The organism is Tissierella sp. (assembly GCF_031460495.1).
Taxonomy (GTDB): Bacteria; Bacillota; Clostridia; order Tissierellales; family Tissierellaceae; genus JAVKTS01.
Genome location: NZ_JAVKTS010000001.1, coordinates 14,898 through 38,161 on the forward strand (window position 1 = coordinate 14,898; position 23,264 = coordinate 38,161).

The window sequence follows — 23,264 nt, forward strand, 5'->3', positions numbered from 1 at the left end:
GTGAATATGTAGTAGCTATTTACTACATTAATAGAAAGGTGAAATTTATGAAAGAAGTTAAACATTATTTTGCAGGAGAATATGATGTTATTGTAGTGGGAGCTGGTCATGCTGGTGTAGAGGCAGCATTGGCAAGTAGCAGAATGGGAATGAAAACTATGATGATGACTATGAGCTTAGATTCTATTGTAGCTCTCTCTTGCAATCCCAATATAGGTGGTACAGGAAAAGGTCATTTAGTCAGAGAAATCGACGCCTTAGGTGGGGAGATGGCTATAAATATAGATAAGTCATTTATACAATCTAAGATGTTAAATACCTCAAAAGGTCCAGCTGTTCATTCTCTTAGAGTACAAGCTGATAAAAAGACATACCATATAGAAATGAAAAAAGCATTAGAAGATGAACCGAATCTAACCTTGAGACAGGGAGAAGTAGTGGATATTTTATTGGAAGATAAATCCATATCTGGAATCTTAACAAGAACTGGGGCTATATATAATTGTAAGTCTGTAGTATTGGCTACGGGAACTTATCTAAAGGGAAGAGTTTATATGGGAGAGATTAACTATGAGTCAGGTCCTGACGGTATGTTTCCTTCCATACTTTTATCAGATGCTTTAGAAGGAAAGGGATTTGATCTTAGAAGGCTTAAGACAGGTACACCTGCTAGGGTCCATAGAGATAGTATAGACTATTCAAAAATGGAAATTCAGCCTGGAGATGAAGAAGTTATACCTTTTTCTTTCTTAAATATGGAAAAGAAATTTGATATTGAGCAGTTACCATGTTATTTGACTTATACTACTGAAGAGATGCACGACATAATAAGAGATAATTTACATCGTTCACCTATGTATTCAGGTGATATTGATGGAGTAGGGCCAAGATATTGTCCTTCCATTGAGGACAAGGTGGTTAGATTCTCAGATAAAAATAAACATCAAATATTTATTGAACCAGAGGGGCTATCAACTAAGGAAATGTATGTACAAGGTGCTAGTTCCACTTTGCCAGAAGAAGTACAGTTAGAAATGTATAGAAAAATAAAAGGCTTAGAAAATGTAAAATTCATGAGATCTGCATATGCTATTGAATATGATTCAATTGATCCTACAATCTTAAAAAGGTCTTTGGAGCATAAGGAAATAAATAATCTGTTTTTTGCAGGACAAGTAAACGGATCTTCAGGATATGAAGAAGCTGCAGCTCAAGGATTAATTGCAGGAATTAATGCTGTTTTAAATATAAAAGGTGAGGAAGCCTTTGTATTAGATAGATCGGAAGCATATATTGGAGTCTTAATTGATGACTTGGTAACTAAGGGAACAGAAGAGCCATATAGGATGATGACATCAAGGGCTGAATATAGACTTACACTAAGGCAAGATAACGCAGATTTAAGGCTTACAGAGCGTGGATATAAAATAGGTTTAGCCACAGAAGAAAGATATAAAAAGACCTTAGAGAAAAAAGATTATATAGAAAAAGAATTGGAAAGACTTAAGAAAATACAAATTAATCCAACCAAGGAGAATAATCAAATATTAGAAAGTCTTAAAACATCAGCTATAAATACTTCAACGAGTCTTTATGATTTAATTAAGAGACCAGAGTTAGGATATGATATTTTATCAGAATTAGATATAGATAGGCCTGAATTATTAAGAGAGATTAGGCTCCAAGTAGAGACCCAAATCAAATATGAAGGATATATAAAGAAACAAATGATACAAATCGAACAATTTAAAAAATTAGAGAAAAAGGCCTTAAGTCAAGATTTGGATTATAATGAAGTAAAAAATCTAAGTAGTGAAGCAAAGCAAAAATTAAGCAAAATAAAACCTGATTCAGTAGGTCAAGCATCTAGAATATCAGGAGTTTCACCTTCAGATATAAATATGCTTTTGATTTATTTAGAACAAAAAAGAAGGGAAGAAAGGGTAGGGAAAGATGACTGATATTAATACCTTGTTAAAAGGGGTAGTGGAGTTAGGAATAGAATTAAATGAAAAACAAAGGGAACAATTTAGTAATTATAAGGATATGCTAAAAGAATGGAATGAAAAAATTAACATAACTGCAATTACCGATGATAGAGAGATTGATATTAAACATTTCTTAGATAGCTTAACACCTTTAAAATATTTTGTTGGAAAAAAGAAAGTAATAGATGTAGGAACTGGAGGGGGATTTCCAGGATTACCTTTAAAAATACTAAATAATGAACTGGATGTAACATTGCTAGATAGTTTAAATAAAAGAATAATTTTTTTAAAAGAAGTAATAGAGTCATTGCAGCTTTCAAACATAGTTGCTGTACATGGTAGAGCTGAAGAACTTGGTAGAATGATGGAGTATAGAGAAAAATATGATATATGTGTATCTAGAGCAGTAGCATCACTTAATACTTTATCCGAGTATTGTATGCCTTTTGTAAAAGTTGGAGGATATTTCATATCTATGAAGGGCTCAAATGTAGAAGAAGAGCTTAAAGAATCTGAAAATGGTATTAAAATATTAGGTGGAAAAATAGTTAAGAAGGAAATAATTGTACTTCCAGAATCAGATATCGAACATTCTTTGATAATAATTGAGAAAATTAAAGATACCTCGACAAAATATCCTAGGGCCGGTGGGAAACCTAAGAAAAATCCATTGTAATATAAGAGAATTTGTTGGAAAATACTTGGGTAATAAAGAAGGAAATTTGGAATTCAATATAGAATTATATACTAAAGTCAAAGGAAAAGAGGGATGTTATGAAAGATGTTCAACCAGAGGTTAAGTATATTCCTATATCAATTATCAAGCCAAATCCATATCAACCTAGGAAGGATTTTAATCAAAAATCTTTAGAAGAATTAAGCCAATCTATAAAGTCCTATGGAATAATTCAGCCAATCAGTGTGAGGCAACTTAAGGCTGACTCATATGAATTAATTGCTGGAGAGAGAAGGCTAAGAGCATCAGAACTGGCTGAACTTTCAGAAATACCAGCTATTGTTGTTGACTATCGTGATAAAGAATCTGCTATTATTGCATTGATGGAAAACTTACAAAGAGAGGATTTGAATTTTATAGAGGAGGCAGAAGGTTATAACAATCTTATAGTAGATCATGGATTTACTCAACAAGAAATTGCAGAGAAAATGGGAAAGAATCAATCAACAGTAGCTAATAAATTAAGACTTTTGAAATTACCAGATGATATAAAGAGGAGCTTATTAGAGTCTAATCTTACAGAAAGGCATGGTCGTGCATTACTGAAGCTTTCAGATGATGACTTGAAAAGGAAAATATTAGATAGAGTAGTAAAGAACGAGCTAAATGTAAACAAAACGGAGGCTTTAGTTGAAGATATATTAAATGATTTGACAAAGACTGAAACAAATGAAGTTAAACAAAATATCAAAAGTATGATAAATATTAGGATTTATTTAAATACCATAAAAAATGCTTTTTCTGCCATTAAGAATACAGGAATAAATGCAGATTATAAAGAGATAGATAAAGGTGATCATGTAGAAGTTACAGTTCGTATACCAAAATAAAGTCGAGGATTAATTCCTCGACTTTATTTTGATTGTATGTTGATATTTATTTCTCTTGGGATATATTTATTAATTCAGATATAGTTACAAAGCTGTATCCTTCTTTAATTAATTCTGGAATTATAGTCTTTAGTGCTTCCACTGTATTACTCTCATTTTTATATACATAATCATGAAATAGTATAATATCCCCATTTTGTATCTTTGATAAGGTTGTATTAACTATTGCTTCTACTCCAGGATTTGACCAATCCTTTGAATCTTGATAAAATGTCCAGAGAACTAAAATAGAGTTGTCACTACTTATTACTTTAATTACCTCTTTGTTATAATTACCATATGGAGGTCTAAAGACTTTAGGCCTAGTATTACTTATGGAAGAAACTATTTCTTGAGTCTTTTCAAATTCCTCTTTAACTACCTTAGTGGAAGCTTTTTTCATATTAACATGAGAGTATGAGTGATTTCCTATTTCATGTCCTTCAGCTACTTGTCTTTTAATAATTTCAGGATATAATTCTGCGTGTTTTCCCAATACAAAAAAAGTTCCAGGAATACTATATTCTTTTAGCAAATCTAGTATCTGATTAGTATACTCAGGATGAGGTCCGTCATCAAAACTTAATGCGATTTTTTTTTCTGTTGATGAACCTTTTGTAAAAACTACCATGGCACTATCTGAAAATGTATAAATTGTATCAGGAGTATAAGACTGTATGAATGTTATGGTTAATAACATTACTACTATATATATATTTAATATTATATTTAAATCTTTTTTTAACTTCCCCATGGATTATTCCCCTTATCTTTAAATAAGATATACTATATATAAGATATATATTCATATGAGCAAGTACATATTATAGAAATTCACAAAAAAAGATAGGGTTTATTTTCAAATTTAAGAGGTTTTTAGAAGGATGTCCATATTGTTGGTATACAAAACATAATTAAGTTAAATTTTGGCATATAAGGCCGTTAAAAGTGAAACTTAAAATTTGTGGTATCAATTTAATATAGTTTTATATAAAATATAGTAGTAGAAGGATATTTGGGTAAAGAATGAGAAAAGAGAGTAGGAATTTAAATATTTTGTAAAAGTATATAATAAATATTAGAGGGATAGATGATCTATATGTTAGAAAAGAAAAATGATACTAATAATCAAAAAGACGATTTAGAATTAGTTCTTCTAAGAATAGCAAACAATAATTTTGAATTAGATTTAATCAAAAGTTTATTAGACGAAGACAATATATCTTATATCATAAAGGAGCCAGGTATCGGAGGATATATGAAAATAATAACAGGTCAAACACTTTATGGTGCATCTGTATTGGTAGAAAAATCTTTTTATGAAAAAGCTAATGCTGTTTTAGAAGGGATTATAATCGGAGAATAGGAATGACCTTTGTGTCATTCCCATGGACGGAGGTGAAATATTTGAAGGATAATATCAAATCCTTATTAATGGGATCTTTAGTAATTTATATATTGTTTGGTTTTTTTGCGGGAGCTCAAATTAAATACATATCTCCTATTGAATCATCAAAAATTCTTGCCTTTTTAGATTATTTTATCAGAAACTTTTTTCATCTTTGGGAATTTAAGCTTATAGGGGTAGGGGTTTTTGTACTTGTTGCCCGTTTTATTAAGTCAAGAAAAAAGAAATAAACTATATTTTTAGATAAACAAAGTGAGGGTTATAGTAATAATTATAATGAATGCTAGTTAGAGAGTGGAGTGTGAGTATAATTATTAATAATGTTCCACGTGGAACATAAAGATGTCTTTGTAATATCTACATAATCTGATATTATATAATAGAGAAGAAATACAAGGTGGTGGTTTTTTGGGTAAGATAATTTCGATATTTAATCAAAAAGGTGGAGTTGGAAAGACTACTACCACAATAAATCTTTGTGCAGGTGTAGGGAAATTAGGAAAAAAGGTTCTTTTAGTAGACATTGATCCACAAGGAAATGCAACTTCTGGACTTGGAGTGGATAAATCTGATGGACATCCAATTATTTATGATGTGTTAGTTAAGGAAGTGGGTCCATCAGAAGCTATTAGAGAAAGTTCAGCAGAAAATGTGAGTATTATAGGATCTAATAATGAATTAGCCGGTTTAGAAATAGAATTAGCCAGAGAAGGTAATTGGGAAAAGATCCTAAGAGATAAACTGCTAGAGATTAAGAATGATTATGATTTTATATTTATAGATTGTCCACCTTCTCTAGGAATACTATCAATACTTGGGTTAGTAGCATCAGATAGTGTAATAATACCAATTCAGTGTGAGTATTATGCCCTTGAGGGAGTCAGTCAATTGTTTGAGACTATAAAACTTGTGAGGAAAGGATTAAATCCTGATTTGGAAATTGAGGGAGTAGTTCTTAGTATGTTTGATGGTAGGACAAACCTATCTATACAAGTAGTAGATGAAGTGAAAAACTTTTTCAAAGGAAAAGTATATGTAAGTCTTATTCCAAGGAATGTAAGATTAGCAGAAGCTCCAAGTTATGGTTTGTCTATTATGGATTATGATAACAAATCAAAGGGCTCAGAGGCTTATATGGAATTGGCAGAAGAATTTCTAGAATTGGTAGAGGAGTGATTAGGTGAGTACTAAAAAGAGAGGATTAGGGAAAGGTCTATCAGCTTTAATCTCTGACGAAGTAGATATTGATCATAGTAATATCCATAAGGAGTCTATTAGAAGCATAGATATTAATCTAATAGTAGCTAATGGAAATCAGCCAAGGCAAGAGTTCCATAAAGAAGCTTTGGATGAGTTAGCAAGTTCAATAGAAGAAAATGGATTAATTCAACCTATCATAGTTAGAAAAATTAAAGATAAATATGAAATTATAGCAGGCGAAAGAAGATGGAGAGCATGCAAAACAGCAGGGTTAAAAGAAATACCGTGTATATTAAAGGATGTAACAGAAGATGTATCAGCAAAGTTTGCATTAATAGAGAATATCCAACGGGAAGATTTAAGTCCTATAGAGGAAGCTGTTGCTTATAAGAAACTGATGTCAAACTTCAACTTAACTCAAGATGAAGTAGCATCTCAAGTTGGGAAATCCAGATCTTATATTTCCAATACCATTAGACTTCTAAACTTAGACAAAGATATAATAGACTATATAGCTAAGGGAGAATTGACGGCTGGTCATGGAAAGGTGCTATTAGGTATAAAGGATAAGAATGAGCAATTGTCAGCTGCAAAAAAAATAATTAACAACAATTTAAATGTTCGAGAAACTGAAAGCATAGTTAGGGAGAAAGAAAAACCAACAAAAAAACTTCAAATTAAAAGAAAAAAGGATCCATATGCAGTGGACTTGGAAGATAGCTTAATGAAGGCTCTAGGTACAAAGGTAAGCTTAATTCAAGGAAATAAGAAAGGGAAGATAGAGATAGAATACTATGGGAACGAAGACTTGGAAAGGCTTATAGACATTTTAACAAATTAATGTTCCACGTGGAACATTAATTTGTTAAAGAAGGGAGAAAATAAAATGGAATTAACTATATATCAAGTAGATGCCTTCTCAAACAAGGCCTTTGGTGGCAATCCTGCTGGCGTTGTGCCTGATGCAAGATTTTTAACAGAAGAAAACATGCAAAACATAGCTAAAGAAATGAATTTATCTGAAACAGCTTTCGCAACATTATTAGATGAAGATCTTTATAGTGTAAGGTTTTTTACCCCCACTTGTGAAGTGGATTTATGTGGACATGCTACCATTGGCACATTTTACACCTTAGCCAAGATGGGATATATAAAACCTATTTTAAATGGAAGAAAGACAGTTTATCAAAAAACAAAAGCAGGAAAACTAGCTGTTGATATTATATTTAAAGATAGAGAAGTAGATAAGGTATATATGGAACAAGCTACTCCAAAAACATTAAACAGTATAAACAATCCTGAAGAATTATTAAAAGCAATGGGAATGAATCTAGAGGACCTAGGGGTACTAAATGAAACTATATATCCGGATATCATTACTACAGGACTTCCGGATATAATATTACCAGTAAAAAGTAAAGAGGCATTGGATAACCTACATGTTGACATGAAGGAATTATCTAAGATTTCTCAAGAACTTGGAGTTGTTGGTGTCCATGCATTTTACTTACCTGACTTGAATTCTCCTATAGTATATACTAGAAACTTCGCTCCCTTGGTTGGCATAGATGAAGAAGCTGCCACGGGAACATCCAACGGGGTTCTTATTTATTTTCTAAAAACAAAAAATCTTATAGATAGAAACAATATAGTATCTTACCAAGGAGAATCAATGAATAGACCTAGCCAAATACATTGTAACATTGAAGAAACTGACGGTAAATATATTGTTAAAGTTGGAGGAGAATCAAAGATAGTAATCAGTGGTATACTACTTCCGTAGAAATTGAAGAAATTCTTTGTATATATTTAACAAATTGGTAAATGTAAGGGTACAATGGTATTTCATTTTTCATGTATTTATAGTAAGATACTATTAGGAGGTGTTTTAATTAATGTTTATTGAAAAAAGTTTAAAACAGTATATTGCCGATGTAGCTAGTAATGAACCTACTCCAGGTGGTGGTAGTGTTTCAGCTCTAGTGGGAAGTTTAGGAGGAGCCCTTACTAATATGGTAAGTAATCTATCGGTAGGTAAGAAGGCTTATGAAGAATTATCAGATGAGATTAAAAAAGAAATGGCTGCAAGTAATGAGGAAGTTGAAAAGATTGTGGAGATTTTAAACAATATAGTTGATGAGGACACAAAAGCTTTTGATAAAGTTATGGATGCTTTCAAACTTCCTAAGGAAACTGATGAGGAAAAGTTGGTTAGAAGCAATGCCATTCAAGAAGGGTATAAAATAGCTTTAGAAGTTCCATTAAGATGTGCAGAAAAATGTCTAAGAGTATTAAAATTACAAGATATTTTTGCAAGATATGGTAATGTAAATGCAATAACAGATATAGGAGTAGGTACATTACTAGCTTATTCTGGTTTAGAAGGAGCTTTATTTAATGTAACTATTAATTTAGGTAGTATAAAAAATGAAGAATATAAAAAAGAGATTGCTGCTAAAGTGGATAGCATCTTAAGTGAAGGAAAAAAATTAAAAGAGGAAATAATAGCAGTTGTATACGAAAGACTAGGGTAAGAGAAGGGAAACCTTCTCTTTTCTTTAACCATAAATATAAAGGATAATTAAAGTATATATAATCTAATAGATTTAATAATTTTTTTAGGGGGAAGAAAATGTCTAAAATTGAATTAAAAAATCTTATTATAAAAGCAAAAGGTAGCGAGAAGTCACAATTAGTACTGAAGAATGTCAATATAATTAATGTTTTTACTGGAGAGATAATTAAGAACAATGTAGCCATAGACAATGGCAGTATAGTAGGAATAGGTGAATATAAAGGAGAAGAGGAAATAGATTTATCAGGAAAATACTTATCTCCTGGCTTTATTGACAGTCATGTTCATATAGAATCTTCTATGTCATCTCCATCACAGTTTGCTAGGGTTATAGTACCTAGAGGGGTGACTAGTATAATAGCAGATCCTCATGAAATTGGGAATGTTAGTGGGCTAGAAGGTATAAGATATATAATAGAAGAAAGTAAAAACACTCCATTAGATGTATATGTAATGCTTCCTAGTTGTGTGCCATCTACAGATTTTGAAAATGCAGGTGCAGTACTTGAGGCTGAAGACTTAGCTAAATTACTTGATGAAGAGACTGTAATTGGTCTTGGTGAAATGATGAATTATCCTGGACTTATCGCTGCAGATGAAAAAATATTAGATAAATTGCTATTGAAAAAAGATATAATAGTAGATGGTCATGGGCCTATGATTAAAGATAATGAACTAAATGCATATTTAGCTGCAGGTATAAAGACGGAGCATGAGTGTTCTACCATAGAAGAAGTGCAGAATAGATTAAGATTAGGAATGTATGTGCTTCTTAGGGAAGGGTCTGCTGCAAAGGATTTGAGAAATATAATTGGAGCTGTAAATAAAGATAATATTAGAAGATTTTTATTTTGTACTGATGATAGACATCCTGAAGATTTAATTAATGAAGGAACAATAGATTTTAACATAAAACTTGCCATAGAGGCAGGAGTAGACCCAGTAGATGCTATAAGGATAGCTAGCTTAAATGCGGCGGAGTGTTATGGATTGCAGAAAAAGGGAGCAATAGCACCAGGCTATATTGCAGATTTAGTAGTATTAGATAATTTGAAGGATTTTAATGTTTTACAAGTATTTAAAAATGGGAAATTAGTTGCAGAAAATAACAAGGCTATTTTTGAGACTAATATTAGTAATCTAGGTAATATCACAAATTCTGTAAATATAAAAGATGTAAATATAGAAGATATTCAAATTAGAATGGAGACTAATAAAGCCAATGTAATTAGTGTAATAAATGGTAGCTTAACAACGGAGTTAGTGGTTAAAGAAGTAGATGTAGTAGATGGATATTTTAACTACTCTAATAATGATATTCTAAAACTTGTGGTAGTTGAAAGGCATCATGCAACTGGGAACATAGGGGTAGGGCTTATAGAAAACTTTGAAATAAAAAATGGTGCAATAGGGTCAACAGTTGCTCATGATTCACATAATATAATAGTCATAGGAGATAATGATGAAGATATTTTATTAGCAATAGAGGAATTAAAGAGAATAGGTGGAGGAATTACCATGGCTAGTAATGGGAAAGTCCTTAGAAGCTTACCTTTAGAGATAGGCGGAATAATGACATCTAAGCCAATTGAGGAAACAAACGCAACATTAAAAGAGATGATAAATTTATCTCATGATAAATTTAATGTAAATAAGAATATCGACCCTTTTATGACATTGGCATTTATGGCCTTGCCTGTAATTCCAAAAATTAAACTTACAGATATGGGATTATTTGATGTAGAAAAATTTAAATTTATAGAAGTGTATAGTGAAAAATAATATGGTATAATCTTTACAGTAAGGAGTGATAAAATGATATATTTCGACAACGCAGCTACATCTTTTCCAAAGCCAAAAATAGTATATGATGAAATAATGAATGCTATGGTAGGCTATGGCGCTAATCCTGGAAGATCAGGGCATAAACTTGCATTACAGGCTAGTAGAGGGGTGTTTGGTACTAGAGAAACTATATCTAAGCTTTTCAATATAAAAAGTCCAATGAATGTAGTTCTTACATTTAATTGTACAGAAAGCCTAAATATGGCTATTAAGGGAGTCTTGAAACCAGGAGACCATGTAATTACCACATCTATGGAGCATAATTCTGTCTTGAGACCAATTGTATCTTTAGAAAAGTTAGGTATTAAGAATACCATAGTGCAAGGAGACTCTTTTGGAAGGATTAACCCTGAAGACATCAAAAATTGCATTAGACCAAATACAAAATTAATTGTAACTACACATATTTCAAATTTAACAGGAACAATAATGGATATTGGTGCCATAGGAGAAATTGCAAAATCTCATGGAATTTTATATCTAGTAGACGGAGCTCAGTCAGCTGGAGTTTATAACATTGATGTAGACAAAATGAATATTGATATGCTTGCTTTTCCTGGACACAAAGGGTTACTAGGACCTCAAGGTACAGGTGGATTATATATTAGAGAAGGTATAGAAATTACAGAAACCTTCCAAGGAGGTACAGGTAGTATTTCACATTCTTTAGTGCAACCAGATGTGATGCCAGATAAATTTGAATCAGGTACACCAAATGCCCCTGGTATAGTTGGTCTTGGAGCTGGTATAAAACATATAATGAAAATAGGTATAGATACTATTCGAGAAAAAGAAGAAGCTCTGACAAAGCATTTCATAGAAGAGGCAAGGAAGATTGTAGGGGTTAAGCTTTATGGTACTCTTGAAATGGGAAGTCATGCACCAGTTGTAGCCTTAAATGTGAAAGAAGCGGACTCCTCTGAAGTAAGTTATATACTAGATGAGGAATATAATATTGCTGTAAGACCTGGTCTACATTGTGCTCCTTTAGCACATAAAACAATTGGGACATTTGAACAGGGTGTAGTTAGATTTAGTTTTGGTTATGAGAACACTCATGAAGAGATAGATTTTGCTATTAAAGCTTTAAAAGACATTGCTAAGGAAGTTTAGAAAGGAGAAATCTTATGGTTCAGCTAAAAGAATTTATTGCAGCTTATAGCATAGAAATTATTATGGGACTTATTGTATCACTATTCATATTATTCATCTTGTATTTAATAGCTGAAATAAGAATATCAAAAATAAAAGAAAAATATAATACTCTAGTCAGAGGAGTAAAAGGCGTAAATATAGAAGAACTCTTAATAAAAACTGGTGAGGAATTGCATGATATTCGTATAGATATGAATATCATGCAACAAAATATAGAGAATGTAGAAACAAAATTAGCTTTTGCAATTCAAAGGGTTGGGTTTGTAAGATATAATGCTTTCTCTGAAATGGGATCTGACTTGAGTTTTTCTATTGCTCTTATGGACAAGTTTCAGAATGGTTTTGTACTTACAAGTATTTATGGTAGAGAACATACTACTAGCTATGCAAAACCAATTAAATTTGGGAAATCTATATATCCATTATCTGTAGAAGAAATACAAGCAATAGATAGAGCCATATTAGGCGAATATAAGGAGAAAACTCTTTCGTAGGAGGATATTTTGTAATGGAACGGATATTATTCATTTTAAATCCTGTGGCTGGTGGTGGAAAGGCAAAAGCTCTAAGATCTTTGATTGAGGAAATAATGGACAAGTATAATAGGGAATATGACTTGCTATTAACATCAAAACCAGGTGAAGCCACTTGTATTGCAGAAAAAAGTGTTAATGACTATGAAATAATTGTAGCAGTAGGTGGCGATGGCACTGTAAATGAAGTAGCTATAGGCTTAATCAACAAAAACAAAGGCAGCCTTGGAATTATACCAGGAGGTACAGGTAATGATCTAGCAAAGTCATTAGATATATCCTTAGATCCAAAAGAGGCCTTGGAGACATTATGTAGAGGTCTGAAAAGAGATATAGACATTGGCAATGTAAATGGCTCAAACTTTTTAAACATATCAAGCGTTGGCTTTGATGCAGAAGTAGTGATAAATAATGTAGAAATAAAAAAGAAAATTAAGAGTAGAATATCCTATGCCATAAGTGTTGTATATACACTGTTTAATTTTAAAATGAAAAGAATTCAAATTAATATAGATGATAAAATCTTAGATGAAGAAATAATGCTCTTAGCAGTAGGAAATGGGAAATATTATGGTGGTGGAATGAAAATTTTACCTATGGCTAAGGTTGATGATGGATATTTTGATATATGTGTGGTATCCGGTGTAAGTAAGATAAAAACCTTATTTCTTTTTCCGTCAATATTTAAAGGAAATCATGTAAGATATCATAAGTATGTAAGGATATTTAAGGCAAAGACAGTTAAAATAAAAGTGGAAGAAGGAATATATTTAAATATTGATGGTGATGTAAAATTTAGAGATAAAGAAATCATATTTACTATTGAAGATAAAAGGTTGAGTGTTATATGTGAAAAAAAGTAGCCTAGGCTACTTTTTTAATATTAATTCACCATACCCCTCACTATACAATCTAGAAATGGATAAATATAAGCTCTTAGATATTATGTCCGCCATATTCATTACAAGTGACAATCTGGTATTCTGCAATACCATATATTCCATCATTCCACCAATATTAACAATTCCTGTAATAGAGATATCTCCAACAGAAGGCAAAACTTTATTTACTCCAGCCCCTGGCCTTAAAGGGGAATTTTTGATTGATAGATATCCTACACGATCCTGTTTACCTAAAGATGAATCTATTGCAAGGATAAGGGGATTGCTACATTCCTTATTAATACTCAGTATAGTAGATTCTAGATTTTGTGCATGAACAGGATGTTCTAAAGTTCCCAATATATTAATATCCTTATAGTTTTTTATGAGAGGAGAAAGTTTATGACCTACTAAAGGGCCTAAGGAATCGCCTGTAGACCTATCAGTACCAATGCAGAGGATTGTTAATTTCTTATTCTTTAGAGATTGTTCTGATAAATATGTAGTAATTAGATTAGAAAATCTGGATAAAGCGAAGGGTGAAGATGAATTAATATAGTTGTTTTTTGGAAATATGTTCATTATAATCCTCCTAAAATATCCTATTATTAATATGTATTAAGTCAGAGAAGATAATAGAAGTATTACCTAAAGAAAGAACATAAATACTCCTATATTAAAAAATGAAACATATTAAATATTCGTAACAATTCTCAGATGTTGAATTTCATATCAAAGAGTAAAGATGCTAATGGGTTGAAATAGCGGGATAAAGCACATGAATAAAATAGAAAAATTGGAATATACTATAAACAAATAGACAGGCTTATTACGGGTTGAATAAATTCCCAGGTATGTTATAATTATTACAGAATGGTTACAATGGCATTACAAATATGTTTAAATAGTCTCAAACTAGGAGGAAATATTATGATTAATAGCCCTAAACCAACAGGGATAGGCCTAGATGACCTAAAGAAACAAATTAGTAAGTTAAAGAGCTATGGAAAGAAAATTAAACTTAAAAAAATAGACTTAAAAAAATTTGACTTCAAAATAAACAATATAAATACTAATACAAAAAAACTTATACTTAGATCAGCATTAGTATTATTGATGATAACATCTATAATAGCTTTAAGTATTACAGGATATGAATCTTATCAAGCTAGTTTAGAAGCTTTTGAAGTCTATCTAGGTGAATATAAGATTGGTACTGTTAGACAACAAGAAGATGTTATAAAAATAATGGAAGATTTGGAAACGGAACTATCCAATACATATGATATGGATATTGTATTTAGAGAAGATTTGAAATTTATAGAGACAAAAATAAAAGATGAGTTTATTTCTTCTAAAGAAGAAATAAGGGATGAAGTTAATGCTAAGACTAGCTTTCTAGTACAAGGATATGTTCTTAAAGTAAATGATGTTGAAATAGGAGCTTTGAAAACTAAGGAAGAAATAGATAATATCATTAAGAGAATAGAAGAACCTTATAGAGAGATGATTAAAGAAGATTCCAATATAAAGGAAGTTAAAATAGTAGAAAAAGTAGAAATAGTGAAGGAAAACATGCCTTTATACAAAATAGGGGATGCAGAAGAATTATATAATCACTTACTTACAAGCTCTGAAGAGATAAGAATTCATACAGTAGAAGTCGGAGAAAGTCTCTGGACAATATCCAAGATATATGGTTTGTCAGTTGATGAATTAACTGCTGCTAACCAAGATAAAAACCCAGATAAACTCCAAATTGGTGATGAAGTTAAGCTGGTAGTACCCAAGTCTATACTTACTGTAGCTACAGTTGCACAAGTTGAGTATATGGAGAATGTAAAATATGAAACTGAATATGAATATAATGATAATATGTATAAAAATGAAAAGAAGACTAAAGTAGCTGGCGCTAGTGGTTTATCAAAAATAGTTGCTAACGAAATAAAACATAATGGGATTTTAGTGGAAAAAGAAATAGTATCAGCGGAAGTACTTGAAGAACCAGTTACTCAAATAATAATCAAGGGAACTAAAGAGGTTCCAAAGACTGCTGCTACTGGTGCATTCTTGATGCCTACTAGGGGAAGGATATCTTCTAGATATGGGATGAGAAGTGGAAGAATGCATACAGGACTTGATATAGCAGCCAAAAAAGGCACAGCTATAAATGCAGCTGATGGAGGAAAAGTAGTATATGTAGGCTATAAAGGTGCTTATGGGAATATGGTAGAAATTGATCATGGAAATGGATTTAAGACTAGATATGCTCACTTAAGCAAGATATTAGTATCAGTTGGTACAAAAGTATACAAAGGCCAACATATAGGAAATATGGGAAGTACAGGTAGATCCACAGGGTCTCATCTACACTTTGAAGTTCTAAAAAATGGTAAGAGCCAAAATCCAGGAAACTATGTGAAATAGAGGAAGCTTAATGCTTCCTCTTTTTGTGTCTTGGCCTCTAGGTATAGTTTTAAGAATAGTATTGAAGTCATTGAGCATTATAATAGTACTAATAAATGATGGGCTTAAAGAACTTTAAAAAAGGTATTGACAAATATAAGAAAAGGTATTAATATATAAATACACCCCCCAATAGGGGGAGGGGGAAGGAGGTCTATAAATGAACGCAGAAAAAAAGAAAGCATTGCAATCTTTAAAAACTGCCAAGGGGCAAATTGAAGCAACAATTAAGATGCTTGAGGATGATAGATATTGTGTTGATATTTCAAATCAAATTTTAGCAGCTCAGTCATTATTGAAGAAGGCTGATTTGTTGATTATAAAGCAACATATGAATCATTGTGTAAGACAGGCTTTTGAGCAGGATAATGGAGATGAAAAATTAGAAGAGGTTATGGATCTTTTAGCAAAAGTTATTGGTAAGTAATCTTTTTGATAGGAGGGAAACTTATGGTAAATAAATCACTACAAATAGAAGGCATGACCTGTGCATCTTGTGCAAATGCCGTAGAAAGGGCCACTAAAAAACTAGAAGGTGTTACAGAAGCAAATGTAAATTTAGCAACTGAAAGGCTAAGTATTAGTTACGATGAAGCTGCTCTTTCAGTAAATGATATTCAGGCAGCTGTGGAAAAGGCAGGATATAAGGCAATTTCTGAAACAGTTAACAAAACTATGGCTATAGAGGGTATGACTTGTGCTTCCTGTGCTAAAGCAGTTGAAAGAGCTACAAGAAAGCTAGATGGTGTAGTAGAAGCAAATGTTAATTTAGCTACTGAAAAACTATCCATTAGTTATGAACCGTCAGTCCTTAGAACATCAGATATTAAGAAAGCAATAGAGAAGGCAGGATATAAGGCAATTGAAGAAGAAACTACAGTAGATACAGATAAAGAAAGGAAAGAGCATGAAATAAAGGCATTATGGAAGAGATTTATTATTTCTGCTATATTTACAATACCATTATTATATATTTCCATGGGACATATGATGGGCGCACCACTGCCAATGTTTTTAGATCCTATGATGAATCCAGTTAATTTTGCATTGGCTCAATTATTCCTAACTATTCCAGTTGTAGTTTATGGATATAAGTTTTACACTGTTGGTATAAAGACCTTGCTCAAGGGTAGTCCAAATATGGACTCACTTATTGCAATAGGTACAGGAGCAGCAGTTGTTTATGGAATATTTGCTACCATAAAGATTATTAGCGGGGAACATGGCTATGCAATGGATTTATATTTTGAGTCTGCCGGAGTAATTATTACATTGATAACTCTTGGTAAGTATTTAGAAGCACTTTCTAAAGGAAAAACTTCAGAGGCTATAAAGAAGTTAATGGGTCTTGCTCCAAAGACTGCAATAATTATCAGAGATGAAAAGGAAGTAGAGATTTCCATAGATGAAGTTGAGGTTGGAGATATTATAGTAGTTAAACCTGGTGAAAAGATGCCAGTAGATGGTCAAGTAGTAGAAGGTATAACTTCAGTTGATGAGTCCATGCTCACAGGAGAAAGTATACCTGTAGAAAAACATATTGGAGATAATGTAATTGGTGCTAGTATAAATAAAAATGGTTCGATAAAGTATAAGGCTACAAAAGTTGGCAAAGATACAGCACTAGCTCAAATCATAAAGCTAGTAGAGGATGCTCAAGGATCTAAAGCTCCCATAGCAAAGATGGCTGATGTAATATCGGGATATTTTGTTCCAATAGTTATTGCATTAGCAATAATTTCAGGATTGGCATGGTACTTCATAGGCGGAGAATCTGCTACCTTTGCCCTTACAATATTTATAGCAGTATTGGTCATAGCATGTCCTTGTGCATTAGGTTTAGCAACTCCTACAGCTATTATGGTTGGAACAGGTAAAGGTGCAGAAAATGGCGTTTTAATCAAAAGTGGAGCTGCTTTAGAAACTGCACATAAAGTTCAAACCATAGTATTTGATAAAACAGGTACAATCACAGAGGGAAAACCTAAGGTAACAGATGTAGTTCCAACAAATGGAATTACAGAAGTTGAATTGCTACAGCTTACTGCATCTGCAGAAAAGGGTTCAGAGCATCCACTTGGTGAATCAATAGTAAAAGATGCTGAAGAAAAAGGATTAGAGTTTAAGAAAGTAGATACATTTAATGCAATTCCTGGTCATGGTATCGAAGTTACAATAGAAGGCAAAACTATTCTAGCAGGTAATAGAAAGCTTATGAAGGACAGAAATATATCCTTAGAAAATCTTGAAACTGATTCTGATAGGTTAGCAGAAGAGGGCAAGACTCCTATGTATGTAGCTATAGATAATAATATGGCTGGAATTATTGCAGTAGCAGATACAGTTAAGGAAAACAGCAAGAGAGCTATAGAAAGATTACATGAAATGGGAATTAAGGTAGCTATGATAACTGGTGATAATAAGAGAACAGCAGAAGCCATAGCAAAGCAAGTAGGTATAGATATAGTTCTAGCAGAAGTATTACCTGAAGATAAGGCAAATGAAGTTAAGAAGCTTCAAGGAGAAGGTAAGAAGGTAGCCATGGTTGGAGATGGAATCAATGATGCTCCAGCATTAGCGCAAGCTGATATAGGTATAGCAATTGGTTCAGGTACAGATGTAGCAATGGAATCAGCAGATATAGTTCTAATGAGAAGTGATCTTATGGATGTACCAACTGCAATCCAGTTGAGTAAAAGCACCATAAAGAACATTAAGCAAAATTTATTCTGGGCATTTGGTTATAATACATTGGGAATTCCAGTAGCTATGGGACTTCTTCATATATTTGGAGGACCACTTCTAAACCCAATGATAGCAGGAGCAGCAATGAGCTTAAGCTCAGTATCAGTTTTGACAAATGCACTAAGATTAAAGAAATTTAAAGCAGTTAGATAGATGTAAAATGTTAATAATCTGCATAGCAGATTTTATATATTAAATTAAAATTCAGGAGGAGAAAATAAAAATGAAAAAGAAAGTTTTAATAGAAGGTATGAGTTGTGGAAATTGTGTACGCCATGTAGCAGAGGCACTTAATGAAATTGATGGAGTATCCAATGTAGCTGTAAAACTTGAAGAAAAATATGCTCTTATGGATGTAGAAAGTAATGACTTAGATGAAGCCATCAAATTTGCAGTAGATGAAGCTGGCTATGAAGTAGTAGGAATAGAGGCAGTATAATGAAGAACATAATTAAGTCATGGTTGAAAAAATTAGAGGAATCTAATAAAGAGAGCTTTGGCTCAAAACCATTGGATTGTTGCACTATTGGAAGAGATAAAAAAGCTGCAAAACCAGTAAATGCATCTTCTAATAAAAAATAACTTAGGACAAATAAACAAAAAGATATGATTTATCCTGATTTTTACAGCAATAAAGTAGAGGAAGCTAATGCTTCCTCTTTTTGTTATTCTAAAATCTAGAGTCCAGTAAGAATATAATTATTAATATCATTAATAAGTTTTCAAATATATCATTATCAAGGCTTCCTATTTTACCCGTAGATTTGTTATTGCCTATTTCATTAATATTATCTTCAAATAGTTTTTGCAAGTTCAACATTCCTGCTCCTTGATTTTTTTGGGATTGTTTTAAATCTATACAAGAAGAAGTTATTCTATTTTTTGTTTCTTGTGGTGAAATATCTTTGTACTTATTTAAAAGAAGTGCAACAGATCCAGAAACCAAAGGTGTAGCCATGGAAGTACCACTCAATGAAGAATAGTTATCCAATTTTGTATTTGATAGAGATTTTATATTTACTCCCGGGGCTACTATATCAGGCTTCATTAACCCCTCGATAGTGGGACCACGACTAGAAAAAGGTGCAATAACATCATCAGATGGGTCTATGGTTCTCTTATCATCAACGGCTCCAACTGTTATAACATTTCTACTAATGCCTGGAGATAGGATAGTTCCTTCTTCAGGGCCACTATTACCTGCTGCAGCAATGACTATTAGCCCTGCTTTAACAGCCATGTCCACAGCTTTACATAATGGATCCTTATCACAGGAATTATTGGCAGGGGTGCCTAAAGAAATATTAATTATTTTTGTATTATACTTGTCCTTAGTTTCTACTATATAAGAAATTGCAGCAATTATATCTGAAGTACTACCCCCTCCATTTGAATCTAAAGCCTTGATACCCAATATATTAGCCTTAGGGGCTACTCCAATATACTTACCCTTAGAAGCAAAGCCATTTCCCGCTATAATCCCAGAGACATGTGTGCCGTGACCATTATCATCGTATGGAATATCTTTGCCATTAATAAAGTCTTTAAAAGCAATAATACGATTATTCGGTCTTGTTAAATCATCATGTGGAGCTACACCTGTATCAATTACAGCAACTGTAATACCTTCACCCTGAAAACCCTTGTCATGGGGGAAATGTACTTCCATAGTAGGAGCTGCAATATCTAACAATGCATATACCTCTGAATCAAAGCTGATATACTCTATTTCAGGACTATTGGCTATTTTATATATTGCTTCAGTGGACATATATCCAGCAAATCCATCTATAAGTGGTAGATTGGATTTAATCTTGGAAGATAAACTACTCATATTCTCCTTAAGATTTAAAGCATTACTATTAAATTGTAATATCACTGGAACTTCTTCCCGTGATTGAGACATTATTTTTGCGCTTAGAATTGGACAAAGTTTGGTATTCATTATTTTTTTCAATATAACCACCTTCCTTTTTCTATTCTATGCTATGAAAAAATAAAATGTGTCAAAAACTAAAAAAAGCCCTAAGGCTTTTTTAGTTAATAACTATTTGTTTTTATTTATTTTTTTTGAATATAACTTTACCTAATTCACCAACTACTAGAGGTATGAAAGCAAATGATAGAACAATTTCCCAGTCAAGTAAACCTAATGGGAAGGTATAAAATATATCTTGCATAAATGGTACATATAGAACAACTAATAGCAATAAGAATGCAAATAGTGTTGAATATACCATGCTTCTATTTGTAAAGAAACCTATTTTAAACAAGGTATGTTTTTGAGATCTAGAAGAATAAGCTCTTAATAGTTCTGCTGTTATCAAAGTAGCAAAAGTAATAGTTCTTGCAGGAACTAAGCTAGCCTCTATAACATTTCCTAATGCATCGTATTGAATAGGGTAGTGATGCATTCCCCAATAATATGCAAGCAAGGATCCACCTGCTACAGCTATACTTTGCAATAATATGCTAAACATCATACTACGATTGATTATAGCTTCTTTAGAATCTCTAGGTTGTTGTTGCATTATATCCGGTTCACCTTTTTCAACACCTAAAGCTAAGGCTGGAAAACTATCAGTTACTAGATTTAACCAAAGAAGTTGAATAGGTAGTAAAGGTACATTCCATCCTAATAATATACTTGTAAATACAAGGAGTATTTCACCAATATTACATGATAATAGGAAGTATACAAATTTCTTAATATTACTAAATATAATTCTTCCCTCTTCTACAGCAGATACTATTGAAGCAAAATTATCATCAGTAAGTATCATTTCAGCAGTGTTTTTAGCTACATCAGTACCGGTGATACCCATGGATACACCAATATCAGCCTTCTTCAATGCCAAGGCATCGTTTACACCGTCTCCAGTCATTGCAGTGATTTCGCCATTAGCTTTTAATGCGCTAACTATTCTAACCTTATGCTCTGGCGATACTCTTGCATATACCTTTACATCTTTTACTACTTCTTGTAGCTTTTCATCAGATATATCATTTAGTTCTGCACCCATCATAGCTTGATCAATTGATTCAGCCATACCAAGTTCTTTTGCTATTGCAAAAGCAGTTTCTTTATAGTCTCCAGTAATCATAACAGTTTGAATACCAGCTTCTTTACATTTGGCTATAGCATCCTTTGCCTCAGGTCTAGCAGGGTCTATCATACCTACTAATCCTACAAATGTCATGTTCACTTCATTTGAATCTGGAGAAATATCTGTAGGTAGAGTGTTATATTCTTTATATGCAAAAGCTAATACTCTTAATGCATCCCTAGAGAAGAAGCTATTCACATGTAATACTTCTTTTTTCAAATTATCATCAAATTCCTTTACTTTACCATCAATACTAATATGACTACATTTGTCAATAATAATATCTGGGGCTCCCTTTGTAAAGGAAACTATCTTATTAGGTAGATAATTTTCATGGAAGGTAGTCATCATCTTTCTACCTGAATCAAAAGGTATTTCTTCTATTCTTGGATATTCTGAGTTAATATTTTTTCTAGTAATTTTTCCTTTTCCAGCTAATGTAATCAAAGCACCTTCAGTAGGGTCTCCGATAACTTTATAACCTTCCTGTGTTTTATCTAAATCAGCATCATTTACAAGAGCGGCTATAGATAGTAGGGTTTGCAAATCACCAATATCATCAGCAGATATATTGTTTTCTTCTAACTTAAATTCCCCAACAGGATCATATCCAGTTCCTGTTACATCTAAGATTTTCCCATCTGTAAAAACTTTAACTACAGTCATTTCGTTTTGTGTCAGCGTACCAGTTTTATCAGAGCAAATAACTGTTGTAGAACCAAGAGTTTCAACTGCTAATAGTTTCTTTACAATGGCATTTCTTTTAACCATTTTGCTCATACCAATAGACAAAACAATAGTTACAATAGCAGGTAGTCCTTCAGGAATAGCAGCTACAGCTAAACTGATTGCCACCATAAACATTTCTAAGATGTCTCTACCTTGCAGTAGACCCATGACAAAAACTGCAATACATACAAATATAGTAGTTAAACCAAGGAACTTACCTAATTGATTTAACTGTTTTTGAAGTGGAGTTAATTCATCCTCATAAGATTGAATTAAAGTCGCTATTTTTCCGATTTCTGTACCATGGCCTGTTTCAACAACTACTCCTTTACCCCTTCCATAAGTGATAGATGTACTCATATAAGCCATATTAATCCTGTCTCCTAAAGACATATCATCTGTAAAGCCTTTATTACTATCCTTTTCAACAGGTACTGATTCTCCTGTTAAGGAAGCTTCTTCAATCTTTAAATTAGAGCTTTCAACAAGTCTTAAATCTGCAGGAATAATGTCCCCAGCGTCTAGAGATACAATATCACCAGGTACTAAAGTACTCGCTGGAATTACTTCAATATGACCATTTCTGATAACTTTAGCATTGGGAGATGCCATTTTTTTAAGGGCTTCTAATGCTTTTTCTGCTTTTCCTTCTTGATATATTCCTAAAAGAGCATTAACTACTACGATAGCTAATATTACTATAGCATCCTTAGTTTCACCAACAACAATAGATATAGCTGCTGCACCAATTAAAATCAAAATCAGGAAATCTGAAAACTGAGCTATGATTTTTGATAGAAAGCTTTTCTTGTTTTCTTCCTTTAACTCATTTGTGCCGTACTTTTCCAACCTTTTCTGTACTTCATCATTTGTAAGACCAGTATCCATATTGGTACTTAAGCTCGACAGCAATTCTTCTTTGCTCTGCTTATACCATTCCTTCAAAATTATCCCCTTCTTTCTAGATATTATTGTTTATTATACCACCATCAAAGAAAATAAATCACAAAAAAGACCTTTATTTATT

General features: G+C 32.3%; 22 protein-coding genes. 18 read left to right on the plus strand and 4 right to left on the minus strand.

What is annotated here, in order from left to right:
* Window positions 1-47 precede the first annotated feature (47 nt).
* From mnmG to noc, 3 genes are all read left to right on the plus strand, one after another.
* Complete coding sequence (gene mnmG, locus RIN63_RS00085) at window positions 48-1,961, plus strand: tRNA uridine-5-carboxymethylaminomethyl(34) synthesis enzyme MnmG (protein ID WP_310443327.1); 1,914 nt, start codon at window positions 48-50, stop codon at window positions 1,959-1,961.
* Window positions 1,954-2,664, plus strand: a complete 711-nt coding sequence (gene rsmG / locus RIN63_RS00090; protein WP_310442603.1) for a 16S rRNA (guanine(527)-N(7))-methyltransferase RsmG — start codon at window positions 1,954-1,956, stop codon at window positions 2,662-2,664. Before mnmG ends, rsmG begins: the two co-directional genes overlap by 8 nt.
* A gap of 98 nt (window positions 2,665-2,762) precedes the next feature.
* A complete protein-coding gene (gene noc, locus RIN63_RS00095; protein ID WP_310442604.1) occupies window positions 2,763-3,554 on the plus strand; it encodes a nucleoid occlusion protein in 792 nt (263 codons plus the stop codon).
* Window positions 3,555-3,600: 46 nt separating this feature from the next.
* Here the strand turns inward: noc and RIN63_RS00100 are convergent, their stop codons facing one another.
* Entirely contained in the window at window positions 3,601-4,347 is a 747-nt protein-coding gene (locus tag RIN63_RS00100; protein WP_310442605.1) for a polysaccharide deacetylase family protein, read from the minus strand.
* A 336-nt stretch (window positions 4,348-4,683) separates the two neighbouring features.
* On the opposite strand from RIN63_RS00100, the gene RIN63_RS00105 reads away from it, so the two are divergent.
* From RIN63_RS00105 to RIN63_RS00150, 10 genes are all read left to right on the plus strand, one after another.
* Window positions 4,684-4,959 carry a putative signal transducing protein gene (locus RIN63_RS00105; RefSeq protein WP_310442606.1) on the plus strand — a complete coding sequence of 92 codons (276 nt, stop codon included), beginning with the start codon at window positions 4,684-4,686 and terminating at the stop codon, window positions 4,957-4,959.
* Window positions 4,960-5,000: 41 nt separating this feature from the next.
* Window positions 5,001-5,231 carry a hypothetical protein gene (locus RIN63_RS00110; protein ID WP_310442607.1) on the plus strand — a complete coding sequence of 77 codons (231 nt, stop codon included), beginning with the start codon at window positions 5,001-5,003 and terminating at the stop codon, window positions 5,229-5,231.
* 178 nt (window positions 5,232-5,409) lie between these two features.
* On the plus strand, window positions 5,410-6,177 hold the full coding sequence (locus RIN63_RS00115; RefSeq protein ID WP_310442608.1) for an AAA family ATPase: 768 nt from the start codon (window positions 5,410-5,412) through the stop codon (window positions 6,175-6,177).
* 4 nt (window positions 6,178-6,181) lie between these two features.
* Complete coding sequence (locus tag RIN63_RS00120) at window positions 6,182-7,042, plus strand: ParB/RepB/Spo0J family partition protein (RefSeq protein ID WP_310442609.1); 861 nt, start codon at window positions 6,182-6,184, stop codon at window positions 7,040-7,042.
* Window positions 7,043-7,087: 45 nt separating this feature from the next.
* Window positions 7,088-7,984, plus strand: coding sequence for a PhzF family phenazine biosynthesis protein (locus RIN63_RS00125; protein WP_310442610.1), 897 nt, complete (start codon window positions 7,088-7,090; stop codon window positions 7,982-7,984).
* Between the two features lie 112 nt (window positions 7,985-8,096).
* Complete coding sequence (locus tag RIN63_RS00130) at window positions 8,097-8,735, plus strand: cyclodeaminase/cyclohydrolase family protein (RefSeq protein ID WP_310442611.1); 639 nt, start codon at window positions 8,097-8,099, stop codon at window positions 8,733-8,735.
* 98 nt (window positions 8,736-8,833) lie between these two features.
* Complete coding sequence (gene ade / locus RIN63_RS00135) at window positions 8,834-10,558, plus strand: adenine deaminase (protein WP_310442612.1); 1,725 nt, start codon at window positions 8,834-8,836, stop codon at window positions 10,556-10,558.
* Window positions 10,559-10,591: 33 nt separating this feature from the next.
* Window positions 10,592-11,734, plus strand: a complete 1,143-nt coding sequence (locus RIN63_RS00140; protein WP_310442613.1) for an aminotransferase class V-fold PLP-dependent enzyme — start codon at window positions 10,592-10,594, stop codon at window positions 11,732-11,734.
* A gap of 14 nt (window positions 11,735-11,748) precedes the next feature.
* Window positions 11,749-12,270 carry a DUF4446 family protein gene (locus tag RIN63_RS00145; protein ID WP_310442614.1) on the plus strand — a complete coding sequence of 174 codons (522 nt, stop codon included), beginning with the start codon at window positions 11,749-11,751 and terminating at the stop codon, window positions 12,268-12,270.
* 14 nt (window positions 12,271-12,284) lie between these two features.
* On the plus strand, window positions 12,285-13,172 hold the full coding sequence (locus RIN63_RS00150) for a diacylglycerol kinase family lipid kinase (protein WP_310442615.1): 888 nt from the start codon (window positions 12,285-12,287) through the stop codon (window positions 13,170-13,172).
* A gap of 6 nt (window positions 13,173-13,178) precedes the next feature.
* On the opposite strand, the gene yyaC is transcribed toward RIN63_RS00150, so the two are convergent.
* Window positions 13,179-13,772 carry a spore protease YyaC gene (gene yyaC, locus RIN63_RS00155; protein WP_310442616.1) on the minus strand — a complete coding sequence of 198 codons (594 nt, stop codon included), beginning with the start codon at window positions 13,770-13,772 and terminating at the stop codon, window positions 13,179-13,181.
* A 348-nt stretch (window positions 13,773-14,120) separates the two neighbouring features.
* On the opposite strand from yyaC, the gene RIN63_RS00160 reads away from it, so the two are divergent.
* The 5 genes from RIN63_RS00160 to RIN63_RS00180 all read left to right on the plus strand — a co-directional run bounded on the left by RIN63_RS00160 (window position 14,121) and on the right by RIN63_RS00180 (window position 18,983).
* Window positions 14,121-15,617, plus strand: coding sequence for a M23 family metallopeptidase (locus RIN63_RS00160; RefSeq protein WP_310442617.1), 1,497 nt, complete (start codon window positions 14,121-14,123; stop codon window positions 15,615-15,617).
* 199 nt (window positions 15,618-15,816) lie between these two features.
* Window positions 15,817-16,083, plus strand: coding sequence for a metal-sensing transcriptional repressor (locus RIN63_RS00165; protein WP_310442618.1), 267 nt, complete (start codon window positions 15,817-15,819; stop codon window positions 16,081-16,083).
* Window positions 16,084-16,106: 23 nt separating this feature from the next.
* Complete coding sequence (locus RIN63_RS00170) at window positions 16,107-18,554, plus strand: heavy metal translocating P-type ATPase (protein ID WP_310442619.1); 2,448 nt, start codon at window positions 16,107-16,109, stop codon at window positions 18,552-18,554.
* A gap of 70 nt (window positions 18,555-18,624) precedes the next feature.
* Complete coding sequence (locus RIN63_RS00175; RefSeq protein ID WP_310442620.1) at window positions 18,625-18,840, plus strand: heavy-metal-associated domain-containing protein; 216 nt, start codon at window positions 18,625-18,627, stop codon at window positions 18,838-18,840.
* On the plus strand, window positions 18,840-18,983 hold the full coding sequence (locus RIN63_RS00180; RefSeq protein ID WP_310442621.1) for an LDCC motif putative metal-binding protein: 144 nt from the start codon (window positions 18,840-18,842) through the stop codon (window positions 18,981-18,983). The genes RIN63_RS00175 and RIN63_RS00180 overlap by 1 nt, the downstream gene beginning before the upstream one ends.
* An 88-nt stretch (window positions 18,984-19,071) precedes the next feature.
* Here RIN63_RS00180 and RIN63_RS00185 read toward each other — a convergent pair whose 3' ends face one another.
* Window positions 19,072-20,358, minus strand: a complete 1,287-nt coding sequence (locus RIN63_RS00185) for a S8 family peptidase (protein ID WP_310442622.1) — start codon at window positions 20,356-20,358, stop codon at window positions 19,072-19,074.
* 100 nt (window positions 20,359-20,458) lie between these two features.
* Entirely contained in the window at window positions 20,459-23,185 is a 2,727-nt protein-coding gene (locus tag RIN63_RS00190; RefSeq protein ID WP_310443328.1) for a cation-translocating P-type ATPase, read from the minus strand.
* Window positions 23,186-23,264: the final 79 nt, after the last annotated feature.